This window comes from Sphingomonas sp., assembly GCF_003248515.1.
Classification (GTDB): domain Bacteria; phylum Pseudomonadota; class Alphaproteobacteria; order Sphingomonadales; family Sphingomonadaceae; genus Sphingomonas_I.
In genome coordinates this window covers 39,092-54,931 of record NZ_QFOB01000018.1, presented here as the reverse complement: position 1 = coordinate 54,931, position 15,840 = coordinate 39,092, and the positions used below count along the sequence as shown (strand labels likewise).

Sequence of the window (15,840 nt, the reverse complement as noted above, 5' to 3'; positions counted from 1 at the left end):
GAACTGGAGGTCGGCCTCGCCAGCCCGGTCACGATCGCGGGTGGCCTCGAATATCGCTGGGAGGAGTATCAGCTCCGCGCCGGCGATCCCGCGTCTTATTATGTCGGCAGCGGCGTGCTGCAGGGCGGCATCCAGTCCTTCTTCGGCTATGCGCCCGCCAACGCCAGCACCAACAGCCGCAAGAATTTCTCGCAATATCTCGATGTATCGGTGAAGCCACTGGAGGCTTGGCTCGTCGATGGCGCCGTCCGTCACGAACATTATTCGGATTTCGGCAATACCACGGTGTTCAAGCTCACCAGCCGTTACGACATCTCCCCTGCCCTGGCCGTTCGCGGCACGGTTTCCACCGGCTTCCGCGCGCCGACGCTGGCCGAAGGCTTCTATTCGGGCATCAACGTCAGCGTGTCGTCGCTCTCGGGCATCTTCGCGCCCAACTCGGCCGGCGCTGCGGCACTCGGCATCGGCGGCCTGAAGCCTGAGAAATCGACATCGTTCAGCGGCGGTGTCGTCGCTCACCCGATCGACAGGCTCACCGTCACGCTCGATGGCTATCGCCTCACCATCCGAGATCGCATCGTGCAGTCGGGCGGCTTCACCGGCTATTCCAACAATTGCCGCTTCCTGCCGAGCGGCTACACGCCGGGCATGGATGTGCAGGCCGCCTATGCCGCGTACCGGGGCACCTGCACCGGCATCATCTCGCCCAACGTGATCGCCGCTCTCTATAATAATGGCGTGCCGATCACGTCGGTCATCAACGCCATCAACGGCGGCGCATCGGGTTCGCTGGCGATCAACAGCTTCGTCAACGGCGTGAAGACGCAGACGACCGGCCTCGATTTCCTCGCCAATTACTATACGCCGATCGACGGCCTCGGCCGCGTCGACTGGTCGCTGGCGGTCAACTATAACCGGACGAAGATCAAGAAGGTCGCCGCGCCGCCTTCGGGCGTGAACCAGACGACCGCGGTTCTGGACGTCTACGCCCAGTCGCAGATCACCAACACCACGCCGAAGTGGCGCGCCACGGCCGGCGCGCTGTGGACCTTCGACCGGTTTGAGGTGAACCTGCGCGAATCCTATTATGCCAACAGCGGGTTCCTCACGACCTTCCCGACGGACGGCAACCGCGCTTATTATATCAGCGCCGGATCGGCCTTCATCACCGATCTGGAAGGCAGCGTGAAGTTCGGCGCGATCAAGTTCACAATCGGCGCGAACAACCTCTTCAACAAATATCCGAAAGCCTATCCGGATGAATTCCGGGCGGCCCAATATTCGCTCAGCTCCACCGCCTTCATCACCAAATATCCGGTCAGTTCGCCTTATGGCGTGATGGGCGGCTACTGGTACGGAAAGGTTGGCGTGAAGTTCTGATCCGATCATCTGAAAGGCCCGGGACGAGCGAGCCTCGTCCCGGGCTTTTTTTCGTTCGCGGCCATTGCGGCGGGGCACCGAACAGGCTTCAATCCGCCCGCCGATTTCCGCCCGCTCCGGGCATCTCGCAGGAAAGGTTTCTCCCGATGAAAAAGCTCGTCGCGTCATCGCTTCTCGCCCTCGCCACGCTGGGCGCAACCGCCGCTTCGGCGCAGGGCGTTGTCCGCAACACGCTGCCCGCGACGAACGGCAAGCCCGCGCGCATCCTGGAAAGCGCCGAGGTGCCCGCCAGCGCCACCACGCTCTATGTTTCGGGTCAGCTCGCCTCGCCCGTCGATCCGGCCAAGCCCACCGAATTCGGCGACACCAAAACGCAGGCGATGAGCGCGTTCACCAAGATCAAGGCGATCCTGGAAAAGCGCGGCTATGCGATGTCGGACATCGTGAAGATGACCCTGTTCCTCGCGCCCGATCCCAAGCTCGGCAAGATGGATTTCGAAGGCGTCAACGCCGCTTTCGAAACCTTCTTCAACGTGCCCGCCAACCCGAACACCGTCGCCCGTTCGGCCATTCAGGTCGGCGCGCTGGCCGGCCCGAATTTCCTGGTCGAGATCGAGGTGATCGCCGCCAAGGTGAAGTAAGCAACCGGGCGGGCGGGGCCGATGCGCCGCCCGCCGCCATCCGGATGCCCCGGATTTCAGGGGGCTCCGACGAGCGTTTCCATCATGTCGGATCTATTCCCGCATATTCCGGATGCGGGAATAACCTGGATCGACGGCACTGCCGCCTTACGTCCTGAACGAGGCCGCAATGGCGGGAGTTACACAAGGCGATGGCCCATCGCCCCATGACAAGCGAGCGCGCGCCGACGCGGGTTGTTCAGCCGTCCCCGTCGCGCTCGATATCAGCGCCAACGGCCGAGAGCTTCTCTTCCAGTCGCTCATAGCCGCGATCGAGATGATAGATGCGCAGCACCTGCGTCTCGCCTGCGGCCGCCAGCCCCGCCAGCACCAGGCTCATCGAGGCGCGCAGGTCGGTCGCCATCACCGGCGCGCCCACCAGCCCGGCCACGCCCTTCACGATCGCCGTGCGGCCATGCACCTGGATGTCGGCGCCCATCCGGGTGAGTTCCGGCACGTGCATGTAGCGATTCTCGAAGATCGTCTCGGTCAGCACGCTGGTCCCCTCGCCCAGCGCCAGCATCGCCATGAACTGCGCCTGCATGTCGGTGGGGAAAGCCGGAAACGGCGCCGTGGAGAGCGTCAGCGCGCGCGGCCGCCCTTCGGCCTTCACGCGGATGCCGTTCGCCTCAAGCGTCACGATGAGCCCCGCCTCGCGCAGCGGATCGAGGATCGCGCCCATATCGTCGGCATTGGCGCCGGCCAGCAGCAGATCGCCGCCGGTGATCCCCGCCGCGCAGGCATAGCTGCCCGCCTCGATCCGATCCGGCATCACGCGATATTCGGCGCCGTGCAGCTTGTCCTTGCCCTGCACCACCAGCCGCTCGGTGCCGATGCCAGCAATCTCCGCGCCCATCGCAACAAGGCAGCGGCACAAATCCGAGATTTCGGGCTCGCGCGCGGCATTCTCGATCACCGTCTCGCCGCGCGCCAGCACGGCCGCCATCAGCACATTCTCGGTCGCGCCGACCGACACGATCGGAAAGGTCACGCGCCCGCCCCGCAGGCCGCCCTGGGGCGCGGTCGCCTTCACATAGCCCGCCGCCAGCTCGATCTCGGCGCCCAGCGCCTCCAGCCCCTTCAGATGCAGGTCGATCGGCCGGTTGCCGATCGCGCAGCCACCGGGCAGCGAAACCGTCGCCTCGCCCGCCCGCGCCAGCAGCGGACCGAGCACGAGGATCGAAGCCCGCATCTTGCGGACGATATCATAGGGCGCAACGGTAGAAACGATATCCGCCGCGTGCAGCGTGATCGCGCGATCGATGCCGTTGGGCGACGTCGCCCCGGCGATCGTGGTGGATACGCCCAGCCCGTTCAGCAGATGGCCGAAACTGTCCACGTCGGCCAGGCGCGGCAGATTGGAAAGCGTGAGCTTTCCGTCCGTCAGCAGCGCGCATGGCAGCAGGGTGAGGGCTGCATTCTTCGCGCCGGAAATGGGAACGGTGCCGATGAGCGGCTTTCCGCCGCGAATGATGATGCGATCCATGATCCCGCCTTATCGCGGGGCGCGGCGGGTGGCGAGATACCTAAGAGGCGATCAGGGCATTTCCGGGGATCAGTCCGGCCGCGATCGGCCCCGCACGATGCGCTCGCCGTGAAGGGAGCGAGCCCCCTGCGGTGGAACCGATCTGCGGCAGCCTGAATGATCCGAGGCGAATATCGATGAAAACGAAAGGCCCGCACGCTTGCGAACCGCCCGGATCGTCAGGCCAGCCAGATCCCGATGCCTAGGCCTTTTCCAGCGTGCATTGCAGCGGATGCTGGTTCTGCCGGGCGAAATCCATCACCTGCGTCACCTTCGTTTCGGCCACTTCGTAGCTGAATACGCCGCAGACGCCGACGCCCGTCTGGTGGACGTGCAGCATCACCCGCGTCGCATCCTCCAGGCTCATCTTGAAGAAGCGCTGCAGGCACAGGACGACGAATTCCATCGGCGTGTAATCGTCGTTCAGCATCAGCACCTTGTAGGGCGAAGGCTGCTTCGTCTTGGTGCGCGTGCGGGTCGCGACGCCAAGGCCTGTCCCCTCGTCGTCGCCGCGGCGCACGGCCATCGACAGCGGTTGAGGAAAACGATCGGTCATCAAGGGTCGGCGTCCTGTGGCGGGAGACGGACAAGAATATGCAGCCCGCCCGCCGGCTGCAAGTGTTGCGCCCGAAATGAAGAGGGCGGCCGCGTCACCGCGACCGCCCTTTCGATACGCAACGTTACCGTTCAGGCAGCGGGCCCACAGGACCCGATGCGAAAGCCGTTCAGAGCGTCGCGGCCTTGATCTTCTCGGCGGCGAGCGCGTAGCGGGTCGAGAGCGGCTGGGCCACGTCGCCGGCCAGCTTCATCACCGACTCGGAGAATTTCGAGGCTTCGGCGACGGCGCTGTCGAACGAGGACTTGGCGAAATCGGACTGCAACTGGAACAGCTCGGTCGGCGACTTCACGGCGGCGAAGCTCTTGAAGGTCGCCATCGCGCTCTCGAAGCTCTTCTTGCCATATTCGGCGGCGTCCTGACCCAGCGATTCGCCGCCCTTGGCAGCGACGCGGGCGGAAGCGACGATCGCCTCGACATTGCCCTTCGTGAATTCAACCAGTTCCTCGCCCAGCTTCGAGCTCTTCTCGAAGGCGGTCTTGAAGCGGGTATTCATCTCGCCGAGCATCGCGGCGGCCTTTTCGGTGGCTTCGGCGGGCTTTGAAACGGTGGCCATTGCGGGTGTTCCTTCCACGGTGGTGGCGAGCGTCGCAGGCTTCGCCGGTTTCGATTCCACAGTCTTGGCCGGCGACGCGACGGCCTTGATCACTTTCTTCACGGGCGCAGCGACCTTTACGGGCGCCTTCGCCTTTACGGGGGCGACCGGCTTGACGACCGGGCGCGCCTTTGCCGGAGCCTTGGGCGCGGCCTTTGCGACCGGCTTCGGTTCGGCGGGCGCCTTCACTTCCACCGGCGCGACCGTCTTGGCGACGGCAACCGGCTTGGCAGGAGCCTCGATGGGTTTAGGCGCCGTTTCCTGCACCTTCGCGACAGGAGCGGGTGCCGGCTTTTCAGCGACGACATTTTCGGTCGCGGCAACGATCGAAGGGGTTGCGGCCTTTGCCGGCGCCTTGCGGCCAACCGGCTTCGGCGCCTCACCCTTGGCTATCACTGGAGCGCGGTCTTCCTTTTCCACTGCTCTCTCCGCCCTTGCTGCAACGCACAAATATGTGAGGCCGACGGCAAATACAACCTATTTTTGTGCAGTGCACAAAAACATCACAAAGCTGCGATCCCGGGAAACATTTTCCCGCGTCACCCCGCGGCAAAATCGCGCGGCTTTCTCACAAAAAGGACAGGCTACCGTCGCGTGATCATCGATCACCGTGCGGCAACGCGCGGGCGGGAATAAGGATCCCGGCCCGCACGTTACCCCGGAAATTTCACCGAATCGCCCGCCTCAGCCAAAGGCGCGCGCGATCAAATCCTTGGTCGATACGTCAAAATTACCCGTGCCCTCGGTCGAGATGGCCTTCGCCATCTGCTTGCCCAGTTCCACGCCGAACTGGTCGAACGGATTGATTCCGGTCAGCACCGCATTCGCGAAGGTGCGATGCTCGTAGAAGGCAATCAGCGCGCCCAGCGTACGCGGATCCACCTGATTGAGCAGGATCGTGATGGAGGGACGATCGCCCGGATAGGCGCGCGCCGGATCCTCATTGCCCTTGCCCGCCATCAGCGCCGCGCCCTGCGCGAAGCAACTGGCGAGAAGCGCGTGATGATGCCCGTCGTCCAGCGAATGGCCGGGATCGATCGAGGCGATGAACTCCACCGGCAGCACATGGACGCCCTGGTGGAGCAGCTGGAAGACGGCATGCTGCGCGTCGGTGCCCACGCCACCCCATGTGATCGGGGAAGAGGGGATATCCAGCGGCGCGCCTTCGATCGTCACGCCCTTGCCGTTCGATTCCATTTCCAGCTGCTGGAGATAGCTCGGCAGCAGGCGCAGCCTCTCGTCATAGGCGAAGACGGCGCGCGTCTCGTAACCGCGCACCACCGCATAATAGCGATCGGCGAAAGCCGCGATCAGCGGCAGATTCTTCTCGGGCGCGGTCAGCATGAAGTGCCGGTCCATCTCGGCCGCGCCCTCCAGCAGTTCCTCATAGGCGTCCCAGCCGAGGCCAAGCGCCGCGCCGAACCCGATCGAAGACCACAGCGAATAGCGCCCGCCGACGCTTTCCGCGAAAGGCAGGATGCGCGTCTCGTCTATGCCCCATTCCATCGCTTTGTCGGGCGCGGCCGTCAGCGCCACGGCGCGGCCATAGGGATCCTCCACCCCGCCCTCCTGCATCCAGGCGATGACGCTTTCGGCGTTCATCATCGTCTCGGTAGTGGTGAAGGTCTTGGAGGCGACGGCCAGCAGGGTCGCGCTGGGATCGAATTTCCTGAACACCTCGTCCAGCGCCGCGCCATCCACGTTGGAGACGACCGCGACGTCATAGCGATCGGAATCGCGCCCAAGCGCATCGACGAGGAGATTCGGGCCAAGCGCGGAACCGCCGATGCCCACCTGCAGCACATGGCGGATCGGCCCCAGCGCCTCGCCCTCGATCGCATCGATCAGCGCACGCATGCGGGCCTGATAGGCCTTGGCCCTTTCCACCGATTCCGCCTTGCCCACGCCGCGCTCGGCCGGATGCTCGGCCGGGCGGCCTTCGGTCGGGTTGACGATCTCGCCTGCGAAAAGCGCCCGACGATGCCCATCGAAATCGCATTTCGCCGCCAGCGCGAGGAAGGCCGCGATCATCGGCTGGTCGAGATGCGTCTTGGAAAGATCAAAATGGATGCCGGCGGCATCGAACGACAGATTGCCCAGCCGCTCTGGCTCCGCCGCGAACAGATCCAGAAGCCGCCTCTGCGGCAGATCGAAGATCGGGGCGTAATCTGTTTTCTTGACCATGAAATCGTCCTCCAGCGGGATGCCCGGCCAGAAACGCGGCAGGCGTCGCTTGTTCCACACTTGACCGGCACGCGCATGGTCCGCAATGGCCGCGGCCCATGTCGCGCCGTCTGGTCGTGGAGCTCGCAACGCTCGCTGCTGCCGCCTTCGCGGCGTTCCTGATCCGATCCCTCGTTGCGGCGCCATATTCGATTCCATCGGAATCGATGCTGCCGACATTGATGGTGAACGATACGCTGCTTGTCGAAAAGTGGCGTTTTGGCGCGGCGCGGCGATCGCTCGCCTTTTCGGGCCGATCGGCGGGCGCCCTGCCCTCGCGCGGCGATATCATCGTCTTCCATGCGCCGCCCTCCGGCCAGCAGACCTATGTGAAGCGGCTCATCGGCCTGCCCGGCGATCGGGTGGCGGTGAAGGATGGGATCGTGATCCTGAACGGCCGGCCGATACCACGCTGGCCGATCGACGATTTCGTGGCGCCGGTCTCCCCCAACAGCCCCTGCCATCCGGATCCCGGAACGCGGGTGAAGCTGGAAAGGGGCGATCGGGGCGAGGGCCTGTGCCGCTACCCCCGATATGCCGAAATGCTGCCCAACGGCCGAACCTATGCGGTACTCGATATCGCCCGCGACGATGCGGACGACATGGCGGAACTCAAAGTGCCGTCGGGGCTCCTCTTCGTGCTGGGTGACAATCGCGATCGCTCCGCCGACAGCCGCTTTTCCGCGCAGGAGGGGGGTGCGGTCGGGCTGGTGCCGATCGCAAACCTGATCGGCCGTGCGCGCACGATTCTTCTGTCCACCGACGGCAGCTGGCGCTGGACGGCGCCCTCGTCCTGGCGTGGCGCGATCCGCGCCGATCGGATCCTCAAGGGGTTGTAAACGCACCGTGCGGCCCGGCTTGACACCCGCTGGCCCCGCCCCCACCCACGGACGATGACGGATCCTCTCGCCGCCTGGATCGAACAGAAGCTGGGCCATGCCCCGCGCGACCTCGCCCTGTTCCGCCGAGCGCTTACCCATGGCAGCCACAGCGAGGCGCATTATGAGCGCCTGGAATTTCTTGGCGATCGCGTGCTGGGCCTGATCGCCTCCGCCTGGCTCTATCGCCGCTATCCGAACGAGCCCGAAGGCAGCCTTTCGATGCGCTTCAACGCGATCGTCAGCGGGGAGACGTGCGCCGCGATCGGGCGCGAGATCGGCGTGCCCGCCATGCTGATCCTTGGCAAGCAGGCGCGCGACGATGGCGCGCAGGGCAGCGACAATGTCGTTGGCGATGTGGTGGAGGCGCTGATCGGCGCTCTCTATCTCGATGGCGGCATCGCGACCGCCGAGGCTTTCGTCCACCGCGCCTGGGAAGAGCGCGTGGAGACGGTCACCCAGGCGCCGAAACATCCCAAATCCGCGCTACAGGAATGGGCTGCCGCCAATCGCTGCAAGCCGCCGGTCTATGATCTCGATGCCCGGTCCGGCCCGCATCATGCGCCGATCTTCACCGTTCGGGTCACGGTTGCGGGGCAACGCGGCGGATCGGCCACGGCGACCGGATCGTCCAAGCAGGATGCCGAAAAGGAAGCGGCCTCAGCGCTGCTCGCGCAGCTTCTGTAAGGCGGCGCGCTGGCCGACGGCGCGCTCAATGCTTCCCCCCCGCCCGTTTCGCCCCTAGGGGAAGGCGATGGAGCCATCCCCCAATCAGCGCTGTGGCCTCGTCGCCATTCTCGGCGCGCCCAATGCCGGCAAGTCGACGCTCGTGAACGCACTCGTCGGCCAGAAGGTCGCGATCGTCAGCCCGAAGGCGCAGACGACGCGCGCGCGCCTGATGGGCCTCGCCATCGAAGGCGACGCCCAGATCCTGCTCGTCGATACGCCCGGCATCTTCGATCCCCAGCGCCGGCTCGATCGGGCGATGGTCTCGGCCGCCTGGGGCGGCACCGAGGGGGCCGATCTCGTCGCTCTCGTGATCGACGCGAAGGCCAAATTCTCCAGCCGCATCCGCGCGCTGGTGGATCAGATCGCGGCGCTGGCAGAGCCCAAGATCGTGATCCTCAACAAGGTGGACGTAGCCGACAAGGGTCCCCTCCTCGCGCTCGCGTCCGAACTTCAGGCCATGCTGAACCCCGAGGCTATCTATTTCGTCTCCGCGATGACCGGCGATGGCGTGCCCCAGCTCAAGACGGATCTGGCGAAGCGCATGCCGGACGGGCCGTGGCATTTTCCCGAGGATCAGGTGTCCGATGCCACCGATCGCATGCTCGCGGCCGAAGTCACGCGCGAGCAACTCTATCTGCAACTCCACGCCGAGCTGCCTTATGCCAGCGCGATCGAGACCGAGAAATATGAGGAGCGCAAGGATGGCTCCGTCGCGATCCACCAGCAGATCCTGGTCGGCCGCGAAACGCAGAAGGCGATCGTGCTGGGCGCGAAGGGCGCGCGACTGAAGGAGATCGGCCAGCGCGCCCGTACCGAGCTTGCCGCCATTATCGGCAAGCCGGTCCATCTGTTCCTGCACGTGAAAGTGAATCCGCGCTGGGAAGAGGATCGTTCTCTCTACCGTGATATCGGGCTGGACTGGGTGGACTAGCGATCGGCTTCACGCCCGGCCGCGCTCTACCCCGCCCCTTGCGAAAGGCCCGATTCGGGCGCACCCTCCGCGCAATCCGCAGCATGGCGGGCATGGAGGCGATGGGATGAGCACATATGCGCTGGGCATGATGCTGGCCGGGCTCGCTTCCGTCACCACGCCGGTTCTCCCCTCCTTCATCCTCGGCAGCGGAGCGGAACCTGACGAGACGCTCGCCACCTCGATCGATTCCGGCCGGCGCATGACGGTGGAAACGCACGTCAACGGCGCCGGCCCGTTCAGCTTCACGATCGATACCGGCGCGGATCGCAGCGTCGTTTCCGATCGCCTCGCCAGCCATCTCTCCCTGCCGAGCGGCAAGACCGTCACCGTCTATGGCATTGCCGGGCCGGTTCCCGTCTCCACCGTGCTGGTCGATTCGATCCGTGTCGGCCAGCGCGAGCGCAAGGGCATCGCCGCCCCCGTTTTGCCGGAACGATCGCTGGGGTCAGCCGGCTTCCTCGGCATCGATGCGCTGCGCGACCAACGCATATTGATGGATTTCCGGCGCAACCGCATCACCATCGCCGCCTCCGCGCGGGAAGCCATGGATGGTGATCCGGATGTGATCGTCGTCACCGGGCGCAGCCGCTTCGGCCAGCTGATCCTCACCGACGCGCGCATCGGCAATCTCAAGGTCCACGCAATCATCGATACGGGCGCCGAAAATACGGTCGGCAATCTCGCGCTGCGCAAGATCATGCAGAAGCGCGGCGGCGGCCGCGACGTGCACATGACGACGCTCGTCGGCGTCACCGGAGCGGAGATTCCCGCCGAAGCCTCCGTCATCCCGCGCATCCGGCTCGGCGGCCTCCTCATCGGAGACATGCCGATCGCCTATGCCGACGTGCGGACCTTCGCCCTGTTCGGCATAGACGACAAGCCGGCGATCCTGGTGGGTATGGACGTTCTGCGCAGCTTCGAGCGGGTCGCGGTCGATTTCAAGGAACGGGAGGTCCGCTTCCGCGTCGCGGATGGCGCCATCGGCAACAGCTGAGGCCACCCTGCGATCGGCAGGCTCGCCCGGCCGATCAATATCCCATCAAGGCAAGCACTTCGCGGCGGCTTCTCTCATCTTCCCGGAATACGCCCATCATCCGGCTGGTCGTCATCCCCACGCCGTGCACGCGCACGCCGCGCCCCGTCATGCAGCCATGCTGCGCCTCGATCACGACGGCCACGCCCTGCGGATGGAGATGCTCCCAGATGCAATCCGCCACTTCGGCCGTGAGCCGCTCCTGCACCTGAAGGCGTTGTGCGAAGCCGTGCAGCACGCGCGCCAGCTTCGATATTCCCACCACCCGGTTGGTCGGCAGATAGGCGATCGAGGCCGTTCCCACGATCGGCGCCATATGATGCTCGCAATGCGACTGGAACGGGATCTGCTTCAGCAGCACGATCTCATCATAGCCGCCGACCTCCTCGAACACGCGGCTCAGATGATGCGCGGGATCCTCGAGATAGCCCTGGCAATATTCCTTCCAGGCACGCGCCACGCGCTTGGGCGTATCCAGCAGCCCTTCACGCTCGGGATCATCACCAGCCCAGCGGATCAGGGTGCGGATCGCATCGGCCACCTCTTCCGGCACCGGCAGTTTCGGGGGAGCCTCGGGCTCGGTGGTTCCGGTCATCACTCATTCCCCGAGGTCGGAAATTGGTGCCCCTGGCCGGGCTCGAACCAGCACTCCTTGCGGAATCCGATTTTGAATTTCCGAATCGGTGCTACGACAGTCTACGCCAGAACGCGCTGAAACTAGAATAGTCCCTGTTTATCAGGAGCTTGCCTAGCGGTATTCTCCGACTGGCTTAGACCTACTACGATCCGCTTCACTTTCCCGTGGCTCCTATGTGGCACCTGGAAAATGGGCAGTCCGGAGACCGAAATGCCCACGCTCAAACTTACGAAAACCGCCATCGAGAGCGCCCGCCCGGAAAAATCCGACTACGAGCTTCGCGATACCGTCGTTCCTGGGTTCCTATGCAAGGTTACGCCCGGCGGACGCAAGGTCTTCATGCTTTCGTATCGCACGGTCGGCGGTAACCGGCGCAAACCTGCGATCGGCCAATTCGGTGAACTGACCGTCGAGCAGGCACGAACCCTCGCTCAGGAATGGCAAGCCAGGGTGCGCGCAGGCGGTGACCCGTCTCTGGACAAAACTCGCGCTCGAACCAATCCGACGATCAGGGAATTTTGCGAGCAGTTCATCGAGCAGCACTCAATTCCGCACAACAAGCCGAGCAGCGTCGCGCGCAATCGTCAAAACATCAAGAATCACATCATTCCCGCGTTGGGAAAGATCAAGGTAGCCGACCTCACGCGCCCCGACGTAGCGGCTTTGATGATGCAGCTCGCCCATACCCCCGGCGCTGCCAACACCACCCTTGCCTGCCTCAAGAAGATGTTTAACTGCGCGGAGCTGTGGGGTTATCGAACCGACGGTACCAATCCCTGCAGGCTGATCCCTCGATATCCAGAGCGCAAGAAGACCCGGCTCATTAAGAATCGCGAGTTGGAAAAGCTCTTCGCCTATCTCGATCGGGCAGACGCCGAGGGGTTGGAGCATCCGTCCTTCACCTTCGGCGTCAGGCTCCAGTTCGCCTTCGCGGCGCGCATGTCCGAAATCGTCACCCTTCGCTGGGACTGGATAGATCTCGACGAACGCCGGGTTGTCTGGCCTGATAGCAAGACGGGCGGGATTTCAAAGCCGCTCACGGAGGAAGCACTCGAGTTGCTGGCTCGTGTACCACGGCGCGAGGGATCGCCGTTCGTTTGCCCCGCAATTTATCGCCCAGATCGTTATCTGAGCAAACACAGCTACTGGTCGGCCTGGAAGCGGATCGTCGAGGCCGCAGGCCTTCTGCATGTCGGGACCCACGGCATCCGCCATCGGGCGGCAACCGATATCGCGAACTCGGGAATCCCTCTTCGCGTTGGGATGGCGCTGACGGCACACAAAACCATCACCTCGTTCATGCGCTACGTCCATATCGAGGATGATCAGGTGAGGCTCGCGGCCGAGAAAGTTTCGAGACGCCGAGCCTCCATCGTCGCAGGACGTGCGCCAAGCAGGTCTCCTACGATAGACCCTGACGAACTGATCGCTGGTGGTGTCCTTCACATATCTCAAGCGCAGGGAGCAAGCTATCATGGGTGACGGTCCCGACCGCCGCTATCTGACTTCCGATCAGCTTCACGGCGCCATCCATCTCAACGATGTGAAGCCACTCCGCCTCGTCACGCCGACTATCGCCGCCAAATATCTGACGATTACCCGTCACTCGCTGGCATGCTACCGGAACCTCGGCGGCGGTCCGGCATATTACAAGTTCGGCCGCTGGATCAGATATTCGCTTGATGATCTGGATGAATGGGTCACCCTCCAGCGCCGGCTAGGCGGTTCGATGCCGAGGAAGGTAAGATTTGCTCGGAAGGCAGCTATGATCAAGCAGTATCCCGCGGCCATCGACGCCCATTACGACGATGCTGTCCGGAAAGATCTCTAGGGCTGAGCAGCCGCCCCTTACGCTGCTGAGCATGAAATACGCCGAACAAAGCCACCATTCGTCGATCGTCCACGATAGCTTTTATTGTGCATGATGCTCCTGACGTTGACCTCGACGATGGGTTTCGCCTGGGTATCCTTTATAACTTGTCCGCGCATTGCAGTGGACGGAGGCCAAGCGGGCGGTTTGAACCACTCGAGCGCATTCAAAACGCGGCACTATACCGCCTTTCGAGCGTTTTGGCGGCATGGCAAAATAAAGGAAGTGTCATGCCCCGCGGAGACAAGTCGAGTTACACCGAGAAGCAGAAGCGCAAAGCCGAACATATCGAAAAGGGATATGAGGATCGTGGGGTCAGCAGCGAGGAAGCTGAACGACGCGCCTGGGCGACGGTGAACAAGGAATCAGGCGGTGGAAACAAGTCCGGCTCGGGACGCGGCAAGGCGGAGAGCCATGCCTCCTCGCGCAAGGGCGGCAAGATCGGCGGGTCGAGCCAGAGCCACGAAAAGCGATCGGCTGCGGCCAGAATGGGCTGGGAAACGCGCAGAAAGAAGGCGGGGTAGGACATGCCGACGATCAAGGCTTTGCCTCTTAACTGCACGTTGAAGAGCGACCCCGGTGAGATCTCGTCCACCGATGCGATGATCACAGTGCTGGCCGATGCCTTTCGCGACCGGGATATCGCCGTCACGGAGACCGTCCGCGTGGGGGCGCTCAATATCAAGCCCGGCGTTACCTCGGACGAAGGTGAAGGCGACGACTGGCCCGATTTGCGAGAAAAAATCCTCGCGCATGACATACTGATACTCGGTGGTCCGATCTGGATGGGCCAGGTAAGCAGCATCGCCAAGCGTGTGCTGGAACGCATGGATGCGTTCCTTGAAGAGACCGACGCGCAGGGCCGGATGCCGAGCTACGGGAAGGTCGCGGTCGCCGCCATCGTCGGCAATGAGGATGGCGCACATTTCTGCTCGGCGCAGATTTTTCAGGCGCTCAACGATGTCGGCTGGACGATCCCGGCTGTGGCTGCCTGTTATTGGGTCGGGGAGGCGATGGGATCGACCGATTTCAAGGATCTCGACGCGACCCCGGAAATGGTCGCCAAGACGGCGAAGATGGTGGCTAGCAACGCCACGCATCTCGCCGGCCTGCTCAACCAGCAGAATTATCCCGGATGAAGCTGTTCGCGATCGGCGCCGCTGTCGAACTACCAATGGCCTGATGACATTTACCGAATCCCGCGACCTACGCACTGGCGATGTTCCCTGGCAGGAAACGGACTGGCCGTCTCGGCCGTCCGATTTCTTTCCGGCCGACCCCATCGACATCGCCATCCTAGGATCGGGAATCGTTGGTGCGGTCATCGCCGACCGACTGAGCGACGGTCGCCGGCGCATCGCGCTGTTTGATCGCCGGCCGCCCGGGTGCGGCAGCACCGCCGCGTCGACCGCCGAGATCATGTGGGCAATGGACGTGCCGATGAGCCACCTCGCCCGCAACATGGGCGAGGCAGAAGCGGTCCGACGATGGCGGCGCGTCCACGAGGCAGTGCGGGATTTCGCATACAGGATCGACGCGCTTGGGATCGAGGCTGGGCGGATCGAGCGGCCGACGCTCTATCTCGCGGGTACGATCCTCGGCGAGGACGGACTGGCCAGGGAAGCGGAAATGCATCGCCGCCACGGTCTGCCATCCACATTTCTGCGCGGCGAGGAGACGCAGGCGCGCTTCGATATCGCACCGCGCGCCGCAATCGCGTCGCAGGGCGGATTCGAGATCGAGCCAGTTCGCCTGTGCCATGCCATGCTGGACCGGGCGTGCCGCAAGGGAGCGACCTTGACGTGGCCGGTCGATATCGCGGCACTACATCCTGCCGACGGGGGTGTGCGGCTCGAAACAGACGATGGACGGACATGCCATGCAAGGGATGTGATCCTCGCAACCGGATATGAACGCGCACCACTATTCCTGCCGCCTGTATTCGGCCTGCATTCGACCTTCGCCATCGCCACGCCCCCTGGTCGCGCGTCGCTGTGGCGAGAGCAGGCGATGATCTGGGAGGCGTCCGACCCCTATCTCTACGTGCGCACCGACCGGCGTGGCCGGATCATCGCCGGCGGCGAAGATATCGACTCTTCGGATGAAGCTGGGCGCGATGCTTTGCTCGGCGCGAAGGCGGGAACGATCGCCGCCAAACTGGAGACGATGCTGCAAAGCGGGCCGATCGCGATCGACCGGCGGTGGACCGCCACCTTCGGTTCCTCGCCCGACGGGTTGCCGGCGATCGGCCCCGTCGCGACAATGCCGAACGTCTGGATGGCGGCGGGCTACGGCGGCAATGGCATCGCTTTCGCCAGCCTCGCCGCCCAGATGCTCGAGCGGGAACTGGGCGGCGAGCCCGATCCGGATCGCGACTGTTTCAGTCCCTATCGTTTTGACTGACCGAAGGGCGCGGTTCTCGTTAGCCGGTCAGGGGGTCTTGTCAGTCAACGGCTCGCCGCCTTCTTCCTCCTCGAGCAGCACCGCCGCCGATCCGGCCGCAGACAACCGCACCTGATCACCTTCCACGGCAGCCACAAGGCCACCCGAGAAATAATGATGATGGTCGCCATGCGATCCGCTGTCGGCCTTGGTCATCTTGATCCGGTCGCCTTCGACCTTGTCGACGGTGCCGATATGGACGCCGTCGGCGCCAATGATTTCCATATGTTCCCTGATCTGGCTGAGATCGGCCATGTTG

General features: G+C 64.0%; 17 protein-coding genes. 11 read left to right on the top strand and 6 right to left on the bottom strand.

Annotation, left to right across the window (positions count from 1 at the left end; translation table 11 throughout):
- Together DI605_RS19780 and DI605_RS19775 are read left to right on the top strand one after the other, a co-directional pair.
- Nucleotides 1-1,380: TonB-dependent siderophore receptor (locus DI605_RS19780; RefSeq protein WP_293977238.1), on the top strand; the 1,380-nt coding region annotated here is incomplete at its 5' end.
- 146 nt (nucleotides 1,381-1,526) lie between these two features.
- Nucleotides 1,527-2,021, top strand: a complete 495-nt coding sequence (locus DI605_RS19775) for a Rid family hydrolase (RefSeq protein WP_293977236.1) — start codon at nucleotides 1,527-1,529, stop codon at nucleotides 2,019-2,021.
- 238 nt (nucleotides 2,022-2,259) lie between these two features.
- On the opposite strand, the gene murA is transcribed toward DI605_RS19775, so the two are convergent.
- The 4 genes from murA to pgi all read right to left on the bottom strand — a co-directional run bounded on the left by murA (nucleotide 2,260) and on the right by pgi (nucleotide 6,980).
- Nucleotides 2,260-3,546, bottom strand: coding sequence for a UDP-N-acetylglucosamine 1-carboxyvinyltransferase (gene murA, locus DI605_RS19770; RefSeq protein WP_293977234.1), 1,287 nt, complete (start codon nucleotides 3,544-3,546; stop codon nucleotides 2,260-2,262).
- A gap of 241 nt (nucleotides 3,547-3,787) precedes the next feature.
- Nucleotides 3,788-4,111, bottom strand: a complete 324-nt coding sequence (clpS, locus tag DI605_RS19765) for an ATP-dependent Clp protease adapter ClpS (protein WP_171747100.1) — start codon at nucleotides 4,109-4,111, stop codon at nucleotides 3,788-3,790.
- 199 nt (nucleotides 4,112-4,310) lie between these two features.
- Nucleotides 4,311-5,216, bottom strand: a complete 906-nt coding sequence (phaP, locus tag DI605_RS19760) for a phasin family protein (RefSeq protein WP_293977232.1) — start codon at nucleotides 5,214-5,216, stop codon at nucleotides 4,311-4,313.
- A gap of 264 nt (nucleotides 5,217-5,480) precedes the next feature.
- Nucleotides 5,481-6,980 (bottom strand): glucose-6-phosphate isomerase, encoded by a 1,500-nt coding sequence (gene pgi / locus DI605_RS19755; RefSeq protein WP_293977230.1) that lies wholly within the window; start codon nucleotides 6,978-6,980, stop codon nucleotides 5,481-5,483.
- Between the two features lie 98 nt (nucleotides 6,981-7,078).
- Between pgi and lepB the strand changes: the two genes are divergently transcribed.
- The 4 genes from lepB (at nucleotide 7,079) to DI605_RS19735 (ending at nucleotide 10,593) form a co-directional block, all read left to right on the top strand.
- Nucleotides 7,079-7,858: a signal peptidase I gene (gene lepB / locus DI605_RS19750; RefSeq protein ID WP_293977228.1), complete on the top strand. Its 780-nt coding sequence runs from the start codon at nucleotides 7,079-7,081 to the stop codon at nucleotides 7,856-7,858.
- 54 nt (nucleotides 7,859-7,912) lie between these two features.
- Complete coding sequence (rnc, locus tag DI605_RS19745) at nucleotides 7,913-8,584, top strand: ribonuclease III (protein ID WP_293977226.1); 672 nt, start codon at nucleotides 7,913-7,915, stop codon at nucleotides 8,582-8,584.
- Between the two features lie 67 nt (nucleotides 8,585-8,651).
- Nucleotides 8,652-9,557, top strand: a complete 906-nt coding sequence (era, locus tag DI605_RS19740; protein ID WP_293977224.1) for a GTPase Era — start codon at nucleotides 8,652-8,654, stop codon at nucleotides 9,555-9,557.
- Nucleotides 9,558-9,663: 106 nt separating this feature from the next.
- Complete coding sequence (locus DI605_RS19735; protein ID WP_293977222.1) at nucleotides 9,664-10,593, top strand: aspartyl protease family protein; 930 nt, start codon at nucleotides 9,664-9,666, stop codon at nucleotides 10,591-10,593.
- Nucleotides 10,594-10,627: 34 nt separating this feature from the next.
- Here the strand turns inward: DI605_RS19735 and folE are convergent, their stop codons facing one another.
- Nucleotides 10,628-11,227, bottom strand: a complete 600-nt coding sequence (gene folE, locus DI605_RS19730; protein WP_293977220.1) for a GTP cyclohydrolase I FolE — start codon at nucleotides 11,225-11,227, stop codon at nucleotides 10,628-10,630.
- A 252-nt stretch (nucleotides 11,228-11,479) separates the two neighbouring features.
- Between folE and DI605_RS19725 the strand changes: the two genes are divergently transcribed.
- From DI605_RS19725 to DI605_RS19705, 5 genes are all read left to right on the top strand, one after another.
- Nucleotides 11,480-12,751: a site-specific integrase gene (locus DI605_RS19725; protein ID WP_293977218.1), complete on the top strand. Its 1,272-nt coding sequence runs from the start codon at nucleotides 11,480-11,482 to the stop codon at nucleotides 12,749-12,751.
- Nucleotides 12,744-13,100 (top strand): DNA-binding protein, encoded by a 357-nt coding sequence (locus DI605_RS19720; RefSeq protein WP_293977217.1) that lies wholly within the window; start codon nucleotides 12,744-12,746, stop codon nucleotides 13,098-13,100. Before DI605_RS19725 ends, DI605_RS19720 begins: the two co-directional genes overlap by 8 nt.
- Before the next feature lie 269 nt (nucleotides 13,101-13,369).
- Complete coding sequence (locus DI605_RS19715) at nucleotides 13,370-13,663, top strand: plasmid stabilization protein (RefSeq protein WP_293977215.1); 294 nt, start codon at nucleotides 13,370-13,372, stop codon at nucleotides 13,661-13,663.
- Between the two features lie 3 nt (nucleotides 13,664-13,666).
- Nucleotides 13,667-14,278 (top strand): flavodoxin family protein, encoded by a 612-nt coding sequence (locus DI605_RS19710; RefSeq protein ID WP_293977213.1) that lies wholly within the window; start codon nucleotides 13,667-13,669, stop codon nucleotides 14,276-14,278.
- A gap of 43 nt (nucleotides 14,279-14,321) precedes the next feature.
- Nucleotides 14,322-15,542, top strand: a complete 1,221-nt coding sequence (locus DI605_RS19705) for an FAD-binding oxidoreductase (protein ID WP_293977211.1) — start codon at nucleotides 14,322-14,324, stop codon at nucleotides 15,540-15,542.
- A gap of 27 nt (nucleotides 15,543-15,569) precedes the next feature.
- On the opposite strand, the gene DI605_RS19700 is transcribed toward DI605_RS19705, so the two are convergent.
- Nucleotides 15,570-15,836: a DUF2171 domain-containing protein gene (locus tag DI605_RS19700; RefSeq protein ID WP_293977209.1), complete on the bottom strand. Its 267-nt coding sequence runs from the start codon at nucleotides 15,834-15,836 to the stop codon at nucleotides 15,570-15,572.
- Between the last annotated feature and the right edge of the window lie 4 nt (nucleotides 15,837-15,840).